The organism is Yoonia sp. I 8.24, from assembly GCF_022096995.1.
Taxonomy (GTDB): Bacteria; Pseudomonadota; Alphaproteobacteria; order Rhodobacterales; family Rhodobacteraceae; genus Yoonia.
This window is the reverse complement of record NZ_JACXGQ010000002.1, coordinates 64675-80013: the sequence shown is the minus strand read 5'-3', so window position 1 is coordinate 80013 and position 15339 is coordinate 64675. Positions and strand designations below refer to the sequence as shown.

The following is a 15339-nucleotide window of genomic DNA, read 5'->3' as shown; positions in this document are numbered from 1 at the left end:
CTCCGCTAAATTAAAGGGCGATGCGCACAATTGCGAAAATCGCAAAGGCAGCAGCAGAATAAGACAGGCAGTTCACACCGATGATCAAACCTTTGCGGGTCAACCCGCCGGTGTAATCTTCGATGGTGGACCGGGCGCCATGGGCAAAATGGTTAAACCCAACCAGCATGGTCAAGATCGCAATCATCGCCGGGAACGGACGTTGATAATAGGCGATCACTTCGGAATAGGGCGACCCAAGGATCGCCCCGAATGAAAAGATAAACATAATCACAAGCGGCAGCAGTGCCACAGAGGTGACCATCATATGCCAATGATGTTCGGTACCAGTTTTCGCAGAGCCAAGCCCCGCAGCGCGTTTACGGTCAGTGATAAAACCCATGATCCGTCTCCCTTACAGTACGACGACGACAAAGATCGTCAGCAAAACGGACCCAACCAACGCGGCCTGCGCGTATAATTCGGATTCATCGACTTCAAGCATCCGACCTGAATCCCAGATCAAGTGACGAATGCCGAACAGCATGTGATAAAACATCGCCCATGTTGACAGGAACAAGATCAAATCGCCAAACCAGCTGGTCAAAAAACCATTTGCAGTTGCAAATGCGTCCGGGCCAGATGCGGCAGCAACAAACCACCAAACAATCAACAATGATGCGACAAGCAACGAGAGCCCGGTAATCCGCGTAAAGATTGACGTCATCGACGTCCACTGTGGGCGGTAATATTGCCCGATCATGAACGGTGACAGAGGACGGTTGTCCTGTTTATTGTCGGCCATGAATGTTCCCTTCTTTGGCTTGGCTGCCATTTCGGTTGCGCCTTTGGCTCTTTTTTGCACCAATTCAAGCCAAGAGTCACGCAAAGTAAGATGGATAAACAGTGAATAATTGACGCAATTTTGGAAAAAGTCAGCTTTTGTGATCACACATTTTTTCCATGTGATCACAAAATAAAAGATGAGTTATTTTGTCAGAATTAATTTCAACAAGCTGTATCATATCTCCAGCAACGCACCCAAGATAGCTAAGGATATCGATCGCTGCATAGCGAACGGCAGGTTTGAGCCTAACTTTACCGGATGCTACAGGACATTCGAATGGCTGTTTCATGAGCACACACCTGAGTTTAGCTGTCAGGATCTGGACGGCACGGAAGATGTGCCCTGACCTTACTCTATGCCAACGAGCGTCAATCGGTTGCTTTCAAACCCGCGTCGACAATCTGTGGCGTCGTGCAATAAATCGGCAAACAAGAGTTCCAAGGCAGTCATGCCAACCCCTTCAAACCGCATGTCATCACATTCACCATTATTGGCAAATTCACTTGCATTGTCACCAAAGTCGATCACGTTACCATCAATGCCGCGCAACCTCACGTTTCCCGCCTCGTACTGCATGCGGCAGTCTTGCGCGTCATGCATCATATCCGGTTGGGCAAAGTATGTCCCAAAGGCCAGTTCTCCCATGCCGGGTCCGACGAAGCGCGGGTCGTCACATCTTCCATCCTTGGCCCATTCACTTGCGTTGTCACCAAAATCAACCTGCTGCGCCAAAAGCGCATGCGGTACGATCAAGAGAAAAAAAACTGATGAGAACAGGCGTAACAACATTGACATGACTCCCAAAAAATTTCGGTGACACTGGAAATGCTTAAGCCCCAAAACAGGTTTGTCCCGTTACGCAGCCTTTCAGATTCGTCGCGCAATTTTTGCGTCAGCCTAGGATGGCAGTCAAGGGCTGGCTACATTTCTTTGGGCGGTTAATTTGACATCCAAAGCTGCCACTCCCTTAGCTACATCGAGTGTACGTTTTGTCCCCGCAGCGCAGACATTGGCAAGAATAACGGTGACGGTCCGCCCTGGCAGCGAACCCACGTCGCCCCAGTTGTTAGGACAACTCGTTCATTCCGGCATCAACGCCCAATAATCCAAATCAAGCAGCACATCGGGGTCATACTTCCCATCATCCGTGCGCAGAACACCCGCCACGCCCTTGGTCGCAACCAGCCTTAGCCGGATCGCGCCGACGCCCGGTGCGGGTGTTTCGGCGATATCCAGGACCTCGGTCCACGCCCGCACTGTATCGCCCGCAAAACAGGGATTCGCATGCGCGCCGCCATTCAGCGCCACAATCATTTGCGCATTGGCCAACCCGTTAAACGACAGCGCCCGCGCCATAGAAATCACGTGACCACCGTAGATCAGTCGTTTTCCATCGGGGCGGTTGGTTGCGTCGAAATGCACCTTGGCGGTGTTCTGCCAAAGCCGGGTCGCAAGCATATGCTCGGCCTCTTCAATGGTGACACCGTCCACATGGTCGATGACTTCGCCCACCGCATAGTCTGATAGGCGGTGGGGTTCCCCCGCCAGCGCGAAGTCATAGGCGCTAAAATCAAGCCCCTCTGGGATCACCAGATCATCCGCCGCAACGGCGCTGTTCAGCGCAGGGATCACCGTTTCAGGCGCGGGACCGTCCCCGCGTTTGCGCACCATGACCCAACGCACGTAGGACATCAGCACTTCGCCATGCTGATTGCGCCCGGTTGTGCGCACCCAAACCACACCGCTTTTGCCGTTCGAATTCTGCTTGACCCCGATCACCTCGGATGTTGCCGTGATCGTATCACCCGGCCACAGCGACGTTTCCCAGCGACCCTCGGCATAGCCGAGATTGGCAACCGCGTTCAGCGACACATCAGGAACCGTTTTCCCAAAAACCGTGTGAAAGGTCACAAGATCATCGAGCGGGCTAAAGGGCAACCCGCAGTTCTGCGCGAATTGATCCGACGAATGTAACGCGTGGCGCGCCGGGTAAAGCGCGTGATATAGGGCGCGTTCACCCATCTTGATCGTGCGCGGCACGGCATGGGTGATCACAGCACCAACGGCGTAATCCTCGAAAAAGCGGCCTGCGTTTGTCTTGCTCATTGCTGGCCCAACTTCATGTCCGGTGTGTAGGGCGTGTCGATATCTTTGGTCACGGCCTGCCCGCAGCGCATCACACCATTGGCTTGGTCAAACGCATAGGTTGGGCCGCCGTGCAATTCCCAGCCTTTTGATAGGGCCAAAGACACTTTGTGGCAAAACGCAGATGTGTCGTCTTCAGTGAGCAAGCGGTAGATTTTCATGTCTTATCCAAACGGGTTATAGCCCAGCGCCACATGCACGCCCGCCACGACGGCAAAGACGACAAGAGTGGCGATCAAGGCGGTGATCTCTTTTTTCACGGGCACGGCTGGGCCCGGTGTCCAATCAGGTTGCGCACGGTTGATCAGCTGCACTTCGGAGCTTGCCCAAACAAGCAACCCACCAAACAAAACAAACGATGGGGTGTCGCCATTGACGATCAAATGCGCAAGCGCCCAGATCATCACGGCGGTCAACTGAGGATGGCGGATGTATTGGGTGATCCGGGCTTTTGATCCAGAGGCCGCAAAAAGGTAAAATGCAAGCAGCATCAACAGGTTGTTGATCCCTACCAGCGCCGGGGTCCGGCCCCAATAATAGGTACCTTGTGCCATACGGTAACCAATAACCATCAAGACCAACCCGACAACAGCACCAATGGCCACAACCATTTTGCCCCGGTCACCAAATTTGGCGCGATGTGTCGGCGCCAGCCGTTTCCAAAAATGCACCCCAACCCAAAGGGCAAGGCCGAGTAGCAAGAATATCATGAAGTCTCCAATGCGGTGATGGCGTCAGCTTTGGCCAACGTCGCCCGCGCGGTGACAATATGCAAGTTCTCAACGATGCGTCCGTCAACCACAGCCACCCCCTGCCCTTCGGCGGCGGCGGCGTCAAAGGCGGCGATCTGGCGGCGCGCCAAATCGATATCTTCCGCGCTCGGTCCAAAGGCCGCATTGGTAATCGCGACTTGGGCGGGGTGGATCAATGTCTTACCATCAAACCCCATATCGCGCCCTTGCGCACATTCGGCTTGCAACCCTTCGTCATCTTTGAATGCGTTATAGACACCATCCAGCACCACAATACCCGCGGCTTTCGCGGCCAGCACGCACAGTTGGAGCGAAGTGATCATCGCCCCCCGCCCGCGCGCGTTGAGGTCTTTGGCCAGATCATTCGTACCCAGCACAAACCCCGCCATGCGCGGATGGGCCGCGATACTAGCGGCATTTAAAATCCCTTGTGGCGTTTCCATCATCGCCCAGATCGGCAGGTCTGGCACCAACCCGGCCAACGCATCCAGATCAGCGGTGCTATTCACCTTGGGCAATAGGATCGCGTCGCAGTCCATATTTGCAATCGCAGCCGCATCATCCGCGCCCCACTCTGTATCCAGCCCGTTCATCCGCACGATTTTCAAACGCGGACCATATCCGCCCTGCGCCAATGCATCCGCCAAGGTACTGCGCGCTTCAACCTTCGCATCAGGTGCTACAGCATCTTCAAGATCAAATAAGATCACATCCACAGGCAAACTGCGCGCCTTATCAAGCGCACGCGGTTTTGAGCCGGGAATATAAAGGGCCGAACGAAAAGGGCGGGTCTGCATGATGTCTCCTCGCAATAAAATTGCGCATACATGGCCAGAACTTGAATGATAGTTCAAGTGAAAATATGCCGCAGCGCGGCAATTCATCAGTGACGTGTAGATTTGGCAGCTATTGAGAAGCGAAGGGTACTCATGCCTGCGTCCCAAAAAATCATCGCGAATCCTCCACTACTATTTTGTTACATTTCTCTAAGAATACGAAAGCCCACAAAGCGCGACCTTCGGTTTTGTGATCTATTTCCACGGTTGGCGGGGCGCGCATATTCTGCACTGGCACCGAACCTCCCACCTTTGACGACGAGTTCACACTGTTCTGTTTCTGATGCGGCAGCCGCATAAGCGCTTGTTGTTGGTAGGCCGAGGTGCCGTTCAGTAATGCACGACATTGTTAGCTCGGCAATATTCCCTGCGGCATGGCGCACTCCCCATGCATTGGCTGCTTCCAGCTCATCGACAGGCACTGGTATTGGTCGGTTGTTTGGATCACCGAAGTGAGTGCCATTCTCCGAATAGAATATTCCAATATTTGCTTGATCGACCGTCAGGGTGTCGCCCTGACCATATACCGTTGTTGCACCACCGCGCGCCAAGTATTCCCATTCTGCCTCGGTGGGGAGACGGTATGCATGCGTCCCGACCACGCTGTTCAGCCAGGTGACATATTCAAGCATATCGAAATAGGATACATCCATGACCGGGTGGCGCGGATCATCGGCATAACGTTTGCCTTGCCGTGTGAGAATTTCGGGGTCCGGCGTATGGGTGCACCCACCATCCGTAACACACGCCAAAAATTCTGCACGTGTGACCTCATTGCGCCCTACAGCGATTGGGATATCAACAACAACCTCATGTTCTGGTCCTTCACTCGGGAGGCCCAGAACCTCGTCCTGCGCAGGGTCGTTGTTCCATAAAAGGTATAGCGCCGCAGATTGCTCTAGCGGCGCCCCCATAGCAAATTTTTCCATTGGCAGAACAATCATCTCGGGGCAATCGGTGCATTCTTGGAACATCTCGAGTTCGCCGACAGTTTGCCCATCGGTAAGCTGATAGGTGGGGGCGGTTTCGGCTATGCCGACCGTGCCAAGCGCCGCACATCCGAGCGCTCGTAGAAATATCTTGGTCATCACGTTCATATGAGGGGTAACCTTCTGGTAGTGGGCCATCCACCCTAGAACCGCTAACATTGCGCCACCCCACCGTAAAGCGATGGATAGCGCGGCTAGGCTAGCGCCACCCAAATCAGCCGCGCGCCTGTCAGCACCAGCAAGACATAGGTCAGCCCAAAGAATAGCCGTTCGGGCACCACGTCATGGGCGCGCACCCCAATCCATCCGCCCAACAGTGCAAACGGGGCCAGTGCGAGACTGCCCATGAGCGTGTCCCAAGTGAAGACCCCTAAAAACGCATAGGGCAGCACTTTCATCCAGTTTACGGCCCAAAAAGTGACCACCATTGTCGCTTGATACGTTGTTTTGCTAAGCCCTTGCGACAGCAAATAGACAGTTGCCGGCGGCCCACCTGCATGGCTTATGAAGCTGGTAAACCCACCCACAAACCCCGCCCCACGTGCAAAGTTTTGCGAAAACGGGGCATCGCCGATCTTGAGCCACCCAAGCGAGCGGCTAAACTGAAAGACCACGAAAGCAAGACAGACGCACCCAATCAGCAGTCGGACAAAATCGGCGTCAACGACCGTATAGACCCACACCGCAAAGATGATCCCAGGCAAAGCGCCCTGGATCAACCCCTTGGCCGATGGCCAATCCCATTTGCGCCAATAGGCTTTCATCGTCGCGACATCGACCAACATGTAAAGGGGAAGGATAATCCCAAGCGCAGCCCCCGGAGGCACGACCAGCGCCAGAATCGCACCGCCCACAAAGGCGACACCACCACCGAATCCGCCCCGTGAGATACCCGCGAAGACCATCGCAGGAATGCCCGCCGCGAAAAAATGCCAATCAAGCTCGAACACGGTCATGCCTCTTAAATACCTTGGTTTCACCCTTTGTTAGCGCCTAACAGGATAGTGAACCACAATACAATATGGGATGCCGCGATGCGGCACTCTTGCACAGGCGCGTGCAAAAGCTTACCCAATGTCGCAAATCGAACCACCAAAGGATCCATTTCAATGGCCAGACCCAAGATTGCTCTCATCGGCGCCGGACAAATCGGCGGCACGCTTGCACACCTCGCTGCGATCAAAGAACTCGGCGATGTCACATTGCTTGACCTCAACGACGGCGCAGCAAAAGGCAAGGCGCTCGACCTTGCTGAAGCCGGCCCGTCCGAGGGTTTTGACGCCGAAATGGCGGGGACAGCGGATTACGCTGATATCGCAGGCGCCGATGTTTGCATCGTGACTGCGGGTGTTGCGCGTAAGCCCGGCATGAGCCGCGATGATCTTTTGGGCATCAACCTTAAAGTGATGAAAGCTGTTGGCGAAGGCATCGCTGCACACGCGCCAAACGCATTTGTGATCTGCATCACAAACCCGCTTGACGCGATGGTTTGGGCGCTGCGCGAATTCTCTGGCCTGCCCCACAACAAAGTTTGCGGCATGGCTGGCGTTCTGGATTCTGCACGTTTCCGTCACTTCCTTGCGGATGAATTCAAAGTTTCCATGCGCGACGTGACTGCATTCGTTCTGGGTGGCCACGGCGACACAATGGTCCCACTGACACGCTACTCCACCGTCGCAGGCATCCCATTGCCTGATCTGGTCGACATGGGCTGGACAACGCAAGACAAGCTTGACGCGATCGTGCAGCGTACACGTGACGGCGGCGCTGAAATCGTTGGCCTGCTGAAAACAGGGTCTGCGTTCTACGCCCCAGCGACATCCGCCATTGAAATGGCAGAAGCCTACCTCAAGGACCAAAAACGCGTACTGCCAGCTGCGGCCCACGTTGAAGGCGCTTACGGGCTGGACGGTTTCTATGTTGGCGTGCCAACAGTAATCGGCGCTGGCGGCGTTGAGCGCGTTGTCGAAATTAAAATGAACAAAGACGAACAAGCCATGTTCGACAAATCTGTCGACGCGGTCAAAGGCCTGGTCGCTGCTTGTAAAGACATCGACGGTTCACTGGCCTAAGCGCCATATCGCATCGTTTACACTAGGGCGCCCCTCGGGGCGCCCTTTTGCGTTTCGTATAGCTGACACTACCGCGAATCCCTCTATTTAGCTAAGTTCCGCGCGAACAACTTAGGTGACATCAAATTTGTGATCACAGCGTAAAAACGTGTGATCACAAATGTTCGATTATGCCCATATTTTTCATTTTTCAGTTACAAAACATTCATTCCTTGTGGTTTAGATAGGTCAACCGAAGCCAAATTGGACATGTCCCTATGAACATCCACGAATATCAGGCCAAAGCACTCTTGCGCAGCTACGGCGCGCCAGTTTCTGACGGCCGCCCAGTCACACGTGCAGAAGACGCAAAAACCGCTGCTGGCGAACTTGATGGCCCGCTTTGGGTTGTGAAGGCGCAGATCCACGCAGGTGGGCGCGGCAAAGGCAAATTCAAAGAAGCTGACGCAGGCGAAGCAGGCGGTGTCCGTCTTGCCAAATCAGTTGAAGAAGCTGCCGAAGAAGCCAAAAAGATGCTGGGCCGCACATTGGTCACGCACCAAACTGGTCCCGTCGGCAAAGTTGTGAACCGCATCTACATCGAAGACGGTTCCGGCATTGAGACTGAAATGTACCTTGCGCTGCTCGTTGATCGCGCGACAAGCCGGATTGGCTTTGTTGTTTCGACCGAAGGCGGGATGGACATCGAAGAAGTTGCCGAAAACACCCCTGAAAAAATCCTGAACTTCACGGTTGATCCTGCAACTGGCTATCAGGCGTTCCACGGCCGCCGCGTTGCGTTCGCACTTGGCCTGAATGGCCCGCAAACAAAGCAATGCGTCAAACTTATGGGCCAGCTTTATACAGCCTTCGTCGAAAAAGACATGGAAATGCTGGAAATCAACCCATTGATCGTCACCGACGGCGGCGCCCTCAAAGTGTTGGATGCCAAAGTTTCTTTCGACGGCAACGCGATCTACCGCCACGCGGATATTGCGGCGCTGCGCGACGAAACCGAAGAAGACCCCAAAGAATTGGCCGCATCAAAGTTCGACCTGAACTACATCGCCCTTGAAGGCGAAATCGGCTGCATGGTGAACGGCGCTGGCCTCGCGATGGCCACAATGGACATCATCAAACTTTACGGCGCAGAACCAGCCAACTTCCTCGATGTTGGTGGCGGCGCGACCAAAGAAAAAGTAACCGAGGCGTTCAAGATCATCACATCTGATCCTAACGTTAAGGGCATCCTTGTGAACATCTTTGGCGGCATCATGCGTTGCGATGTCATCGCCGAAGGGGTGATCGCCGCTGTCAAAGAAGTCGGCCTGCAAGTACCACTGGTTGTCCGCCTCGAAGGGACAAACGTTGAAAAAGGCAAAGAGATCATCAACAACTCCGACGTTGACGTGATCGCTGCTGACGATCTCAAAGACGGCGCCGAAAAAATCGTGAAGGCGGTTAAGGGGTGATGCTGCAGCTATTAAAACCTGCTGGCATTGCGGTCTTCGCAACGGTTGGTCTTGGCGGTTGCATGGAAGCACCCGTCGAGGCGGCTGTTGAAGCTGCGCCAGAAGCAGACGCACCTGCTCAGGCTACGCAGCCTGCGACAAGCTCTGGCAACGCAAAGGCTACAGAAGCCATCAATCAATGCTTGGACAATCTACCTGGGCATAATGCAACGCGTACGTATTTGCGCACCAACGGTTTCCGCCACGAAGGTAAATATACCGGGGTAGATTTCTATACGGCGTATAACCGTTCCATTATCGTCGGGCTAACCCGTGGTTCCGAAGCACCTTATTGCTTTGTCGGACGCAACAACCTGCGTGACGACGAAGCAGTTCTTGTAGCGTCAAACGCAATGCGTGCGAAATATGGCGATAGCTTCGGCGAATTCGACACCTCATCTGATAGCGAATTTATTGCAGCATTTTATGGCGAACGCCCGGACGGCGTCGGCGTCGTCGCTGCAGTACGCAACCAATTTGCAGTCGCGGGTGTATATCGTGGTTCGATTATTGTCGTTCACGAATACATTGCTCCTGATCAATAGAAAGAGACCATCACTATGGCCATTCTCGTAAACGAAAACACCAAAGTCATCTGTCAGGGCCTTACTGGTTCGCAGGGGACATTCCACTCTGAACAAGCAATTGCTTATGGCACAAAAATGGTTGGCGGCGTGACACCCGGCAAAGGCGGCCAAACCCATTTGGACCTGCCGATCTTTAACTCGGTCCACGAAGCCAAGCACGTCACCGAAGCCAACGCATCGGTCATCTACGTGCCACCGCCGTTCGCAGCGGATTCAATCCTCGAAGCGATCGACGCTGAAATGGAACTGATCATCTGTATCACCGAAGGCATCCCTGTGCTGGACATGATGCGCGTGAAAAAGGCGCTCGAAGGCTCTGCCTCACGCCTGATCGGGCCAAACTGCCCCGGCGTGATCACACCTGACGCTTGCAAGATCGGCATCATGCCGGGCCACATCCACAAACGTGGTTCCGTTGGTGTTGTGTCGCGGTCCGGCACATTGACATATGAAGCCGTGAAACAGACATCGGATTCTGGTCTTGGTCAGTCAACCGCTGTCGGCATCGGTGGCGACCCCATCAAAGGGACAGAGCACATCGACGTGCTGGACATGTTCTTGGATGATGACGAAACGCATTCAATGATCATGATCGGTGAAATCGGTGGTTCTGCAGAAGAAGAAGCCGCTGAATTCCTGGCTGATCAGCGCAAAAAAGGCCGCTGGAAACCAACTGCTGGCTTTATCGCTGGCCGCACGGCACCTCCGGGCCGCCGCATGGGTCACGCTGGCGCGATTGTTGCCGGTGGTAAAGGCGATGCGGAAAGCAAAATCGAAGCCATGAAATCTGCTGGCATCATCGTCGCAGACAGCCCAGCCACACTTGGCGAAGCTGTGCTCAAGGCAATCGGCTAAATGACTGGGCGGGGTTCGCTCCGCCCTTTCCCTGCCGCGTCAGGGGAAAGTAATGTAGGGAATTCGATTAGAATGACACTCGTTGAAGCGACCAAGTCATGCTTTGCAAAATACCTGACGTTCTCAGGTCGCGCCCCACGTTCGGAATTTTGGAAATTCATTCTCTTCATGTTGCTCGGTTTGTTTACCTGCCTTCTCGTAAATAGCATGATTTTCGGCCCAGAGTTTCAATACCTCCACGAAACCGATGAAAATGGCTTCCTAACGGGTCGAACCTCAGTTCGAAAATTCCACTCTAGCGGCTTCGTTGGTAACATTTTTCTCCTTGGAACTCTAATTCCTTGGCTCAGCGTCACTTGGCGCAGAATGCACGATAGCGGGCGCGCTGGTTTCCTGCCGTTTCTACCGATCCTTGGTTGGGTAGCACTCATTTTTGCAATTACAATTGCGCATATGGGTTTTTCCAATTTTGCAGATGCGATGCGAACAACGGGCAGAGCAAATACACAGGTTTCGGGAACTGTCGGTCTAATTGCGTTTGTAACTCTAATTCTCAGTGTGACCATCAATATCTATTGGCTAAACCAAGCTTCCGATCCCCAAACAAACAAATACGGCCCCAACCCAACTGAGGTTCTCTCATGAACGATCAATCACCTAACGACATTCTTCACGCCTCATCGTTCCTGCAGGGGCACAATGCGGAATATGTAGAACAGCTTTATGCGCGCTATGCCGACAACCCAAATGCGGTTGACGAAAGCTGGCGTGAATTCTTCAAGGCGCTGGGTGATGCCCCGACGGACGCAAAGGCAGAGGCCGCAGGCCCGTCTTGGGGTCGTATGGATTGGCCCCCGGTTCCAAATGATGACCTGACATCCGCGCTTGATGGCCAATGGCCAGCCGAGCCCGAAGCTGCAGGCAAAAAGATCAAAGCGAAAGCCGCCGAAAAAGGCGTGTCACTGGACGAAAATCAAGTCCGCAATGCCGTGCTGGACAGCATCCGCGCGTTGATGATCATCCGCGCCTACCGTATTCGCGGGCATTTGATTGCGGACCTTGACCCGCTTGGCATGCGTGAAAACGTGCCCCACCCAGAGCTTGATCCGAAATCTTACGGCTTTACCGCCGCCGACATGGATCGCCCGATTTTTATCGATAATGTGCTCGGCCTTGAGGTCGCGACGATGAACGAGATCATGGCGATCGTGCAACGCACCTATTGCGGCACATTTGCTTTGCAATACATGCATATTTCCAACCCCGAAGAAGCGGGTTGGTTGAAAGAGCGCATCGAAGGTTACGGGAAAGAAATCACCTTTACCCAAAATGGCCGCAAAGCGATTTTGAACAGCCTTGTGCAGGCAGAAGGTTTTGAAAAATTCTTGCACGTCAAATACATGGGTACCAAGCGTTTTGGTCTTGATGGTGGCGAAAGCCTGATCCCCGCGATGGAGCAGATCATCAAGCGCGGCGGTCAGTTGGGGCTAGATGAGATCATCATCGGCATGCCGCACCGTGGTCGTCTCTCCGTTCTTGCGAACGTGATGGAAAAACCCTACCGCGCGATCTTTAACGAATTCCAAGGCGGATCGTTCAAACCCGAAGATGTCGATGGGTCCGGCGATGTGAAATACCACCTTGGCGCATCATCCGACCGCAGCTTTGACGACAATAGCGTGCACCTGTCACTGACAGCGAACCCGTCCCACCTAGAGGCCGTGAACCCCGTTGTTTTGGGCAAGGTCCGCGCAAAGCAAGACCAAAAAAACGACGTGGATCGTACGCGCGTCATGGCAATCTTGTTGCACGGCGATGCGGCCTTTGCTGGCCAAGGCGTTGTTGCCGAAGGGTTCGGCCTGTCCGGCCTCAAGGGTCACAAAACAGGCGGCACGATGCATATCGTAGTCAACAACCAAATTGGTTTCACCACCGCGCCGCACTTCTCGCGCAGCTCGCCCTATCCGACTGACATCGCGCTGATGGTCGAAGCCCCAATTTTCCACGTCAACGGCGATGACCCAGAGGCCGTTGTTCACGCCGCACGCGTCGCGACTGAGTTCCGCCAGAAGTTCCACAAAGATGTGGTTCTTGATATCATTTGCTACCGCCGCTTTGGTCACAACGAAGGCGATGAGCCGATGTTCACCAACCCGGTGATGTACAAAAAGATCAAAAAGCAAAAAACCACGCTGACGCTTTACACCGAACGTCTGGTCAAAGACGGGCTTATCCCCGAAGGCGAAATCGAAGATATGAAGGCCGCGTTCCAAGCGCACCTGAATACGGAATTCGAAAACGGTAAAACCTTTAAACCCAACAAGGCCGACTGGCTTGATGGGAAATGGTCACATCTGGATCGCCAAAAGGATGATTATCAACGCGGTGCCACCGCGATTGATGAAAAGACATTCCAAGAAATCGGGCGTGGTCTGACAACTGTGCCGGATGGTTTCCCTGTCCACAAAACCGTGAACCGCATTTTGGGTGCCAAATCTAAAATGTTCGAATCCGGCGAAGGGTTCGATTGGGCCACGGGTGAAGCGCTCGCATTTGGGTCACTCGCAACCGAAGGCTACCCTGTGCGCCTGTCTGGCCAAGACAGTACCCGCGGTACATTCAGCCAACGTCACTCTGGCCTGATTAACCAAGAAAACGAAGATCGCTATTACCCGCTGAACAATATCCGCGAGGGGCAGGCGCACTACGAAGTGATCGACAGCATGCTGTCGGAATATGCGGTGCTTGGCTTTGAATACGGCTACTCGCTCGCTGAACCAAATGCGCTGACCCTATGGGAAGCCCAATTTGGTGATTTTGCCAACGGCGCGCAGATCATGTTCGATCAGTTTATTTCTTCCGGTGAAAGCAAATGGTTGCGGATGTCAGGCCTCGTCTGTCTTTTGCCGCATGGTTACGAAGGACAAGGGCCAGAGCATTCGAGCGCGCGACTGGAGCGGTTCTTGACCATGTGTGGTGGTGACAACTGGATCGTTGCGAATTGTACAACGCCTGCGAACTATTTCCACATTCTGCGTCGCCAGTTGCACCGCAGCTACCGCAAGCCATTGATCATGATGACGCCAAAATCGCTTTTGCGTCACAAAATGGCGGTGTCTAAGGCTGACGAATTCACCACCGGATCAAGCTTCCACCGCGTATTGTGGGATGATGCCCAGCAAGGAAACTCTGAAACAAAACTTGTTGCAGACGACAAAATCAAACGCGTCGTGATGTGTTCGGGCAAGGTCTACTATGATCTGCTCGAAGAACGTGACGCGCGCGGCATCGATGATGTCTACATCTTGCGGTTCGAACAGTTCTACCCGTTCCCAGCCCAATCGGCCATGAACGAACTGACCCGGTTCAAAAATGCAGACATGGTCTGGTGCCAAGAAGAGCCTAAAAACCAAGGTGCATGGTCATTTATGGAGCCCAATATCGAATGGGTCCTGTCCCGCACCAAAGCCAAAACAACACGCCCCGTCTATGCAGGGCGCGCAGCCTCGGCTTCCCCGGCGACGGGCCTTGCAAGCAAACACAAAGCAGAACAAGCGGCGCTCGTTGACGACGCCCTGACTATCAAAGGAACAAAGTAATGAGCACCGAAGTCCGCGTACCAACGCTTGGCGAATCCGTCACCGAAGCGACAGTTGCCACATGGTTCAAACAGCCCGGCGACGCCGTGGCCGTTGATGAGATGCTGTGTGAACTTGAAACAGACAAAGTCACCGTCGAAGTGCCATCACCCGTCGCAGGCACATTGTCAGAAATCGTCGCCGCTGAAGGCGACACAGTTGGCGTTGATGCGCTGCTTGCGCAAATCGCCGCAGGCGATGCGGCCCCAGCACCCAAAGCCGAAGCACCCGAAGCGGCCCCTGCCCCAGCGGCCGCACCAGCAGCCAAAGACGTTGAAGACGCCCCATCCGCGAAAAAGCTAATGGCAGAAAACAACCTGTCCAACGTCGCAGGCACCGGCAAAGACGGCCGCGTCATGAAAGAAGACGTGTTGAACGCATTGGCAACACCTGCGCCCGCTGCCCCAGCCGCACCGCGCGCACCAGTCGCCGCCAATCAGGTCGACCGCGAAGAGCGTGTCAAAATGACCCGCCTGCGCCAAACCATCGCTAAGCGCCTGAAAGAAAGCCAAAACACCGCCGCGATGTTGACCACCTATAACGAGGTCGACATGACAGAGGTCATGGCCCTACGGAACCAGTACAAAGACCTGTTCTTGAAAAAGCACGGCGTCAAACTGGGTTTCATGTCTTTCTTTACCAAGGCATGTATCCACGCGCTGAATGAAGTGCCTGATGTGAACGCAGAAATCGACGGCACCGACGTTGTCTATAAAAACTACGTCAACATGGGTATCGCTGCAGGCACGCCCACTGGCCTTGTGGTTCCCGTGATCAACGACGCCGACCAAATGTCATTCGCAGACATCGAAAAGGCCATCGCTGAAAAGGGTGCCAAAGCCCGCGACAGCAAACTGTCCATGGCAGAAATGCAGGGCGGCACGTTCACTATTTCGAACGGTGGTGTCTACGGCTCGCTGATGTCCTCACCGATCCTGAACCCGCCACAGTCCGGCATCCTCGGTATGCACAAAATCCAAGACCGCCCAATGGCGATCAACGGTGAAGTTGTGATCCGCCCGATGATGTACCTCGCACTGTCCTACGACCACCGGATCGTTGACGGCAAAGGCGCTGTGACATTCCTCGTACGCGTCAAAGAAGCGCTCGAAGACCCACGCCGTCTGTTGATGGATCTATAAGCCACAT

At 54.2% G+C, this 15339-nt stretch carries 17 protein-coding genes; 7 read left to right on the top strand and 10 right to left on the bottom strand.

The features are described 5' to 3' along the window. Window positions 1–10: 10 nt before the first annotated feature. The 10 genes from Yoon_RS03315 to Yoon_RS03270 form a co-directional block, all read right to left on the bottom strand. Window positions 11–382, bottom strand: a complete 372-nt coding sequence (locus tag Yoon_RS03315) for a succinate dehydrogenase, hydrophobic membrane anchor protein (RefSeq protein ID WP_238110113.1) — start codon at window positions 380–382, stop codon at window positions 11–13. Between the two features lie 12 nt (window positions 383–394). Then, a complete protein-coding gene (gene sdhC / locus Yoon_RS03310; RefSeq protein WP_238110111.1) occupies window positions 395–784 on the bottom strand; it encodes a succinate dehydrogenase, cytochrome b556 subunit in 390 nt (129 codons plus the stop codon). A 130-nt stretch (window positions 785–914) separates the two neighbouring features. After that, entirely contained in the window at window positions 915–1115 is a 201-nt protein-coding gene (locus Yoon_RS03305) for a hypothetical protein (protein WP_238110109.1), read from the bottom strand. Between the two features lie 59 nt (window positions 1116–1174). Beyond that, complete coding sequence (locus tag Yoon_RS03300; RefSeq protein ID WP_238110107.1) at window positions 1175–1615, bottom strand: hypothetical protein; 441 nt, start codon at window positions 1613–1615, stop codon at window positions 1175–1177. A 291-nt stretch (window positions 1616–1906) separates the two neighbouring features. Continuing rightward, window positions 1907–2932 carry a MaoC family dehydratase gene (locus tag Yoon_RS03295; protein ID WP_238110100.1) on the bottom strand — a complete coding sequence of 342 codons (1026 nt, stop codon included), beginning with the start codon at window positions 2930–2932 and terminating at the stop codon, window positions 1907–1909. Beyond that, window positions 2929–3132 carry a DUF1737 domain-containing protein gene (locus Yoon_RS03290; protein ID WP_238110098.1) on the bottom strand — a complete coding sequence of 68 codons (204 nt, stop codon included), beginning with the start codon at window positions 3130–3132 and terminating at the stop codon, window positions 2929–2931. The genes Yoon_RS03295 and Yoon_RS03290 overlap by 4 nt, the downstream gene beginning before the upstream one ends. 3 nt (window positions 3133–3135) lie before the next feature. Further along, window positions 3136–3681 carry an NnrU family protein gene (locus Yoon_RS03285; RefSeq protein WP_238110096.1) on the bottom strand — a complete coding sequence of 182 codons (546 nt, stop codon included), beginning with the start codon at window positions 3679–3681 and terminating at the stop codon, window positions 3136–3138. Continuing rightward, entirely contained in the window at window positions 3678–4520 is an 843-nt protein-coding gene (locus Yoon_RS03280) for a CoA ester lyase (protein WP_238110094.1), read from the bottom strand. Before Yoon_RS03280 ends, Yoon_RS03285 begins: the two co-directional genes overlap by 4 nt. A gap of 179 nt (window positions 4521–4699) precedes the next feature. Then, on the bottom strand, window positions 4700–5656 hold the full coding sequence (locus Yoon_RS03275; protein ID WP_238110092.1) for a formylglycine-generating enzyme family protein: 957 nt from the start codon (window positions 5654–5656) through the stop codon (window positions 4700–4702). A gap of 86 nt (window positions 5657–5742) precedes the next feature. Beyond that, window positions 5743–6504, bottom strand: a complete 762-nt coding sequence (locus Yoon_RS03270; protein WP_255698659.1) for a sulfite exporter TauE/SafE family protein — start codon at window positions 6502–6504, stop codon at window positions 5743–5745. A 153-nt stretch (window positions 6505–6657) separates the two neighbouring features. On the opposite strand from Yoon_RS03270, the gene mdh reads away from it, so the two are divergent. From mdh to odhB, 7 genes are all read left to right on the top strand, one after another. Beyond that, window positions 6658–7620, top strand: coding sequence for a malate dehydrogenase (gene mdh, locus Yoon_RS03265; RefSeq protein ID WP_238110091.1), 963 nt, complete (start codon window positions 6658–6660; stop codon window positions 7618–7620). A gap of 257 nt (window positions 7621–7877) precedes the next feature. Then, a complete protein-coding gene (sucC, locus tag Yoon_RS03260; protein WP_238110090.1) occupies window positions 7878–9071 on the top strand; it encodes an ADP-forming succinate--CoA ligase subunit beta in 1194 nt (397 codons plus the stop codon). Further along, window positions 9071–9655 carry a hypothetical protein gene (locus Yoon_RS03255; RefSeq protein WP_238110089.1) on the top strand — a complete coding sequence of 195 codons (585 nt, stop codon included), beginning with the start codon at window positions 9071–9073 and terminating at the stop codon, window positions 9653–9655. Before sucC ends, Yoon_RS03255 begins: the two co-directional genes overlap by 1 nt. Before the next feature lie 15 nt (window positions 9656–9670). Then, on the top strand, window positions 9671–10552 hold the full coding sequence (gene sucD / locus Yoon_RS03250; RefSeq protein ID WP_238110088.1) for a succinate--CoA ligase subunit alpha: 882 nt from the start codon (window positions 9671–9673) through the stop codon (window positions 10550–10552). Between the two features lie 72 nt (window positions 10553–10624). Further along, window positions 10625–11197, top strand: coding sequence for a DUF805 domain-containing protein (locus Yoon_RS03245; protein WP_238110085.1), 573 nt, complete (start codon window positions 10625–10627; stop codon window positions 11195–11197). Beyond that, on the top strand, window positions 11194–14151 hold the full coding sequence (locus Yoon_RS03240; protein ID WP_238110082.1) for a 2-oxoglutarate dehydrogenase E1 component: 2958 nt from the start codon (window positions 11194–11196) through the stop codon (window positions 14149–14151). Before Yoon_RS03245 ends, Yoon_RS03240 begins: the two co-directional genes overlap by 4 nt. Further along, window positions 14151–15332, top strand: a complete 1182-nt coding sequence (gene odhB / locus Yoon_RS03235; RefSeq protein ID WP_238110081.1) for a 2-oxoglutarate dehydrogenase complex dihydrolipoyllysine-residue succinyltransferase — start codon at window positions 14151–14153, stop codon at window positions 15330–15332. The genes Yoon_RS03240 and odhB overlap by 1 nt, the downstream gene beginning before the upstream one ends. The last annotated feature ends 7 nt before the right edge of the window (window positions 15333–15339 follow it).

Excerpts from the sequence above, each read along its gene's own strand:
- Yoon_RS03315 (WP_238110113.1), bottom strand. The coding sequence starts at position 382 with ATGGGTTTTATCACTGACCGTAAACGCGCTGCGGGGCTTGGCTCTGCG.
- sdhC (WP_238110111.1), bottom strand. The coding sequence starts at position 784 with ATGGCCGACAATAAACAGGACAACCGTCCTCTGTCACCGTTCATGATC.
- Yoon_RS03305 (WP_238110109.1), bottom strand. The coding sequence starts at position 1,115 with ATGAAACAGCCATTCGAATGTCCTGTAGCATCCGGTAAAGTTAGGCTC.
- Yoon_RS03300 (WP_238110107.1), bottom strand. The coding sequence starts at position 1,615 with ATGTTGTTACGCCTGTTCTCATCAGTTTTTTTTCTCTTGATCGTACCG.
- Yoon_RS03295 (WP_238110100.1), bottom strand. The coding sequence starts at position 2,932 with ATGAGCAAGACAAACGCAGGCCGCTTTTTCGAGGATTACGCCGTTGGT.
- Yoon_RS03290 (WP_238110098.1), bottom strand. The coding sequence starts at position 3,132 with ATGAAAATCTACCGCTTGCTCACTGAAGACGACACATCTGCGTTTTGC.
- Yoon_RS03285 (WP_238110096.1), bottom strand. The coding sequence starts at position 3,681 with ATGATATTCTTGCTACTCGGCCTTGCCCTTTGGGTTGGGGTGCATTTT.
- Yoon_RS03280 (WP_238110094.1), bottom strand. The coding sequence starts at position 4,520 with ATGCAGACCCGCCCTTTTCGTTCGGCCCTTTATATTCCCGGCTCAAAA.
- Yoon_RS03275 (WP_238110092.1), bottom strand. The coding sequence starts at position 5,656 with ATGAACGTGATGACCAAGATATTTCTACGAGCGCTCGGATGTGCGGCG.
- Yoon_RS03270 (WP_255698659.1), bottom strand. The coding sequence starts at position 6,504 with ATGACCGTGTTCGAGCTTGATTGGCATTTTTTCGCGGCGGGCATTCCT.
- mdh (WP_238110091.1), top strand. The coding sequence starts at position 6,658 with ATGGCCAGACCCAAGATTGCTCTCATCGGCGCCGGACAAATCGGCGGC.
- sucC (WP_238110090.1), top strand. The coding sequence starts at position 7,878 with ATGAACATCCACGAATATCAGGCCAAAGCACTCTTGCGCAGCTACGGC.
- Yoon_RS03255 (WP_238110089.1), top strand. The coding sequence starts at position 9,071 with ATGCTGCAGCTATTAAAACCTGCTGGCATTGCGGTCTTCGCAACGGTT.
- sucD (WP_238110088.1), top strand. The coding sequence starts at position 9,671 with ATGGCCATTCTCGTAAACGAAAACACCAAAGTCATCTGTCAGGGCCTT.
- Yoon_RS03245 (WP_238110085.1), top strand. The coding sequence starts at position 10,625 with ATGACACTCGTTGAAGCGACCAAGTCATGCTTTGCAAAATACCTGACG.
- Yoon_RS03240 (WP_238110082.1), top strand. The coding sequence starts at position 11,194 with ATGAACGATCAATCACCTAACGACATTCTTCACGCCTCATCGTTCCTG.
- odhB (WP_238110081.1), top strand. The coding sequence starts at position 14,151 with ATGAGCACCGAAGTCCGCGTACCAACGCTTGGCGAATCCGTCACCGAA.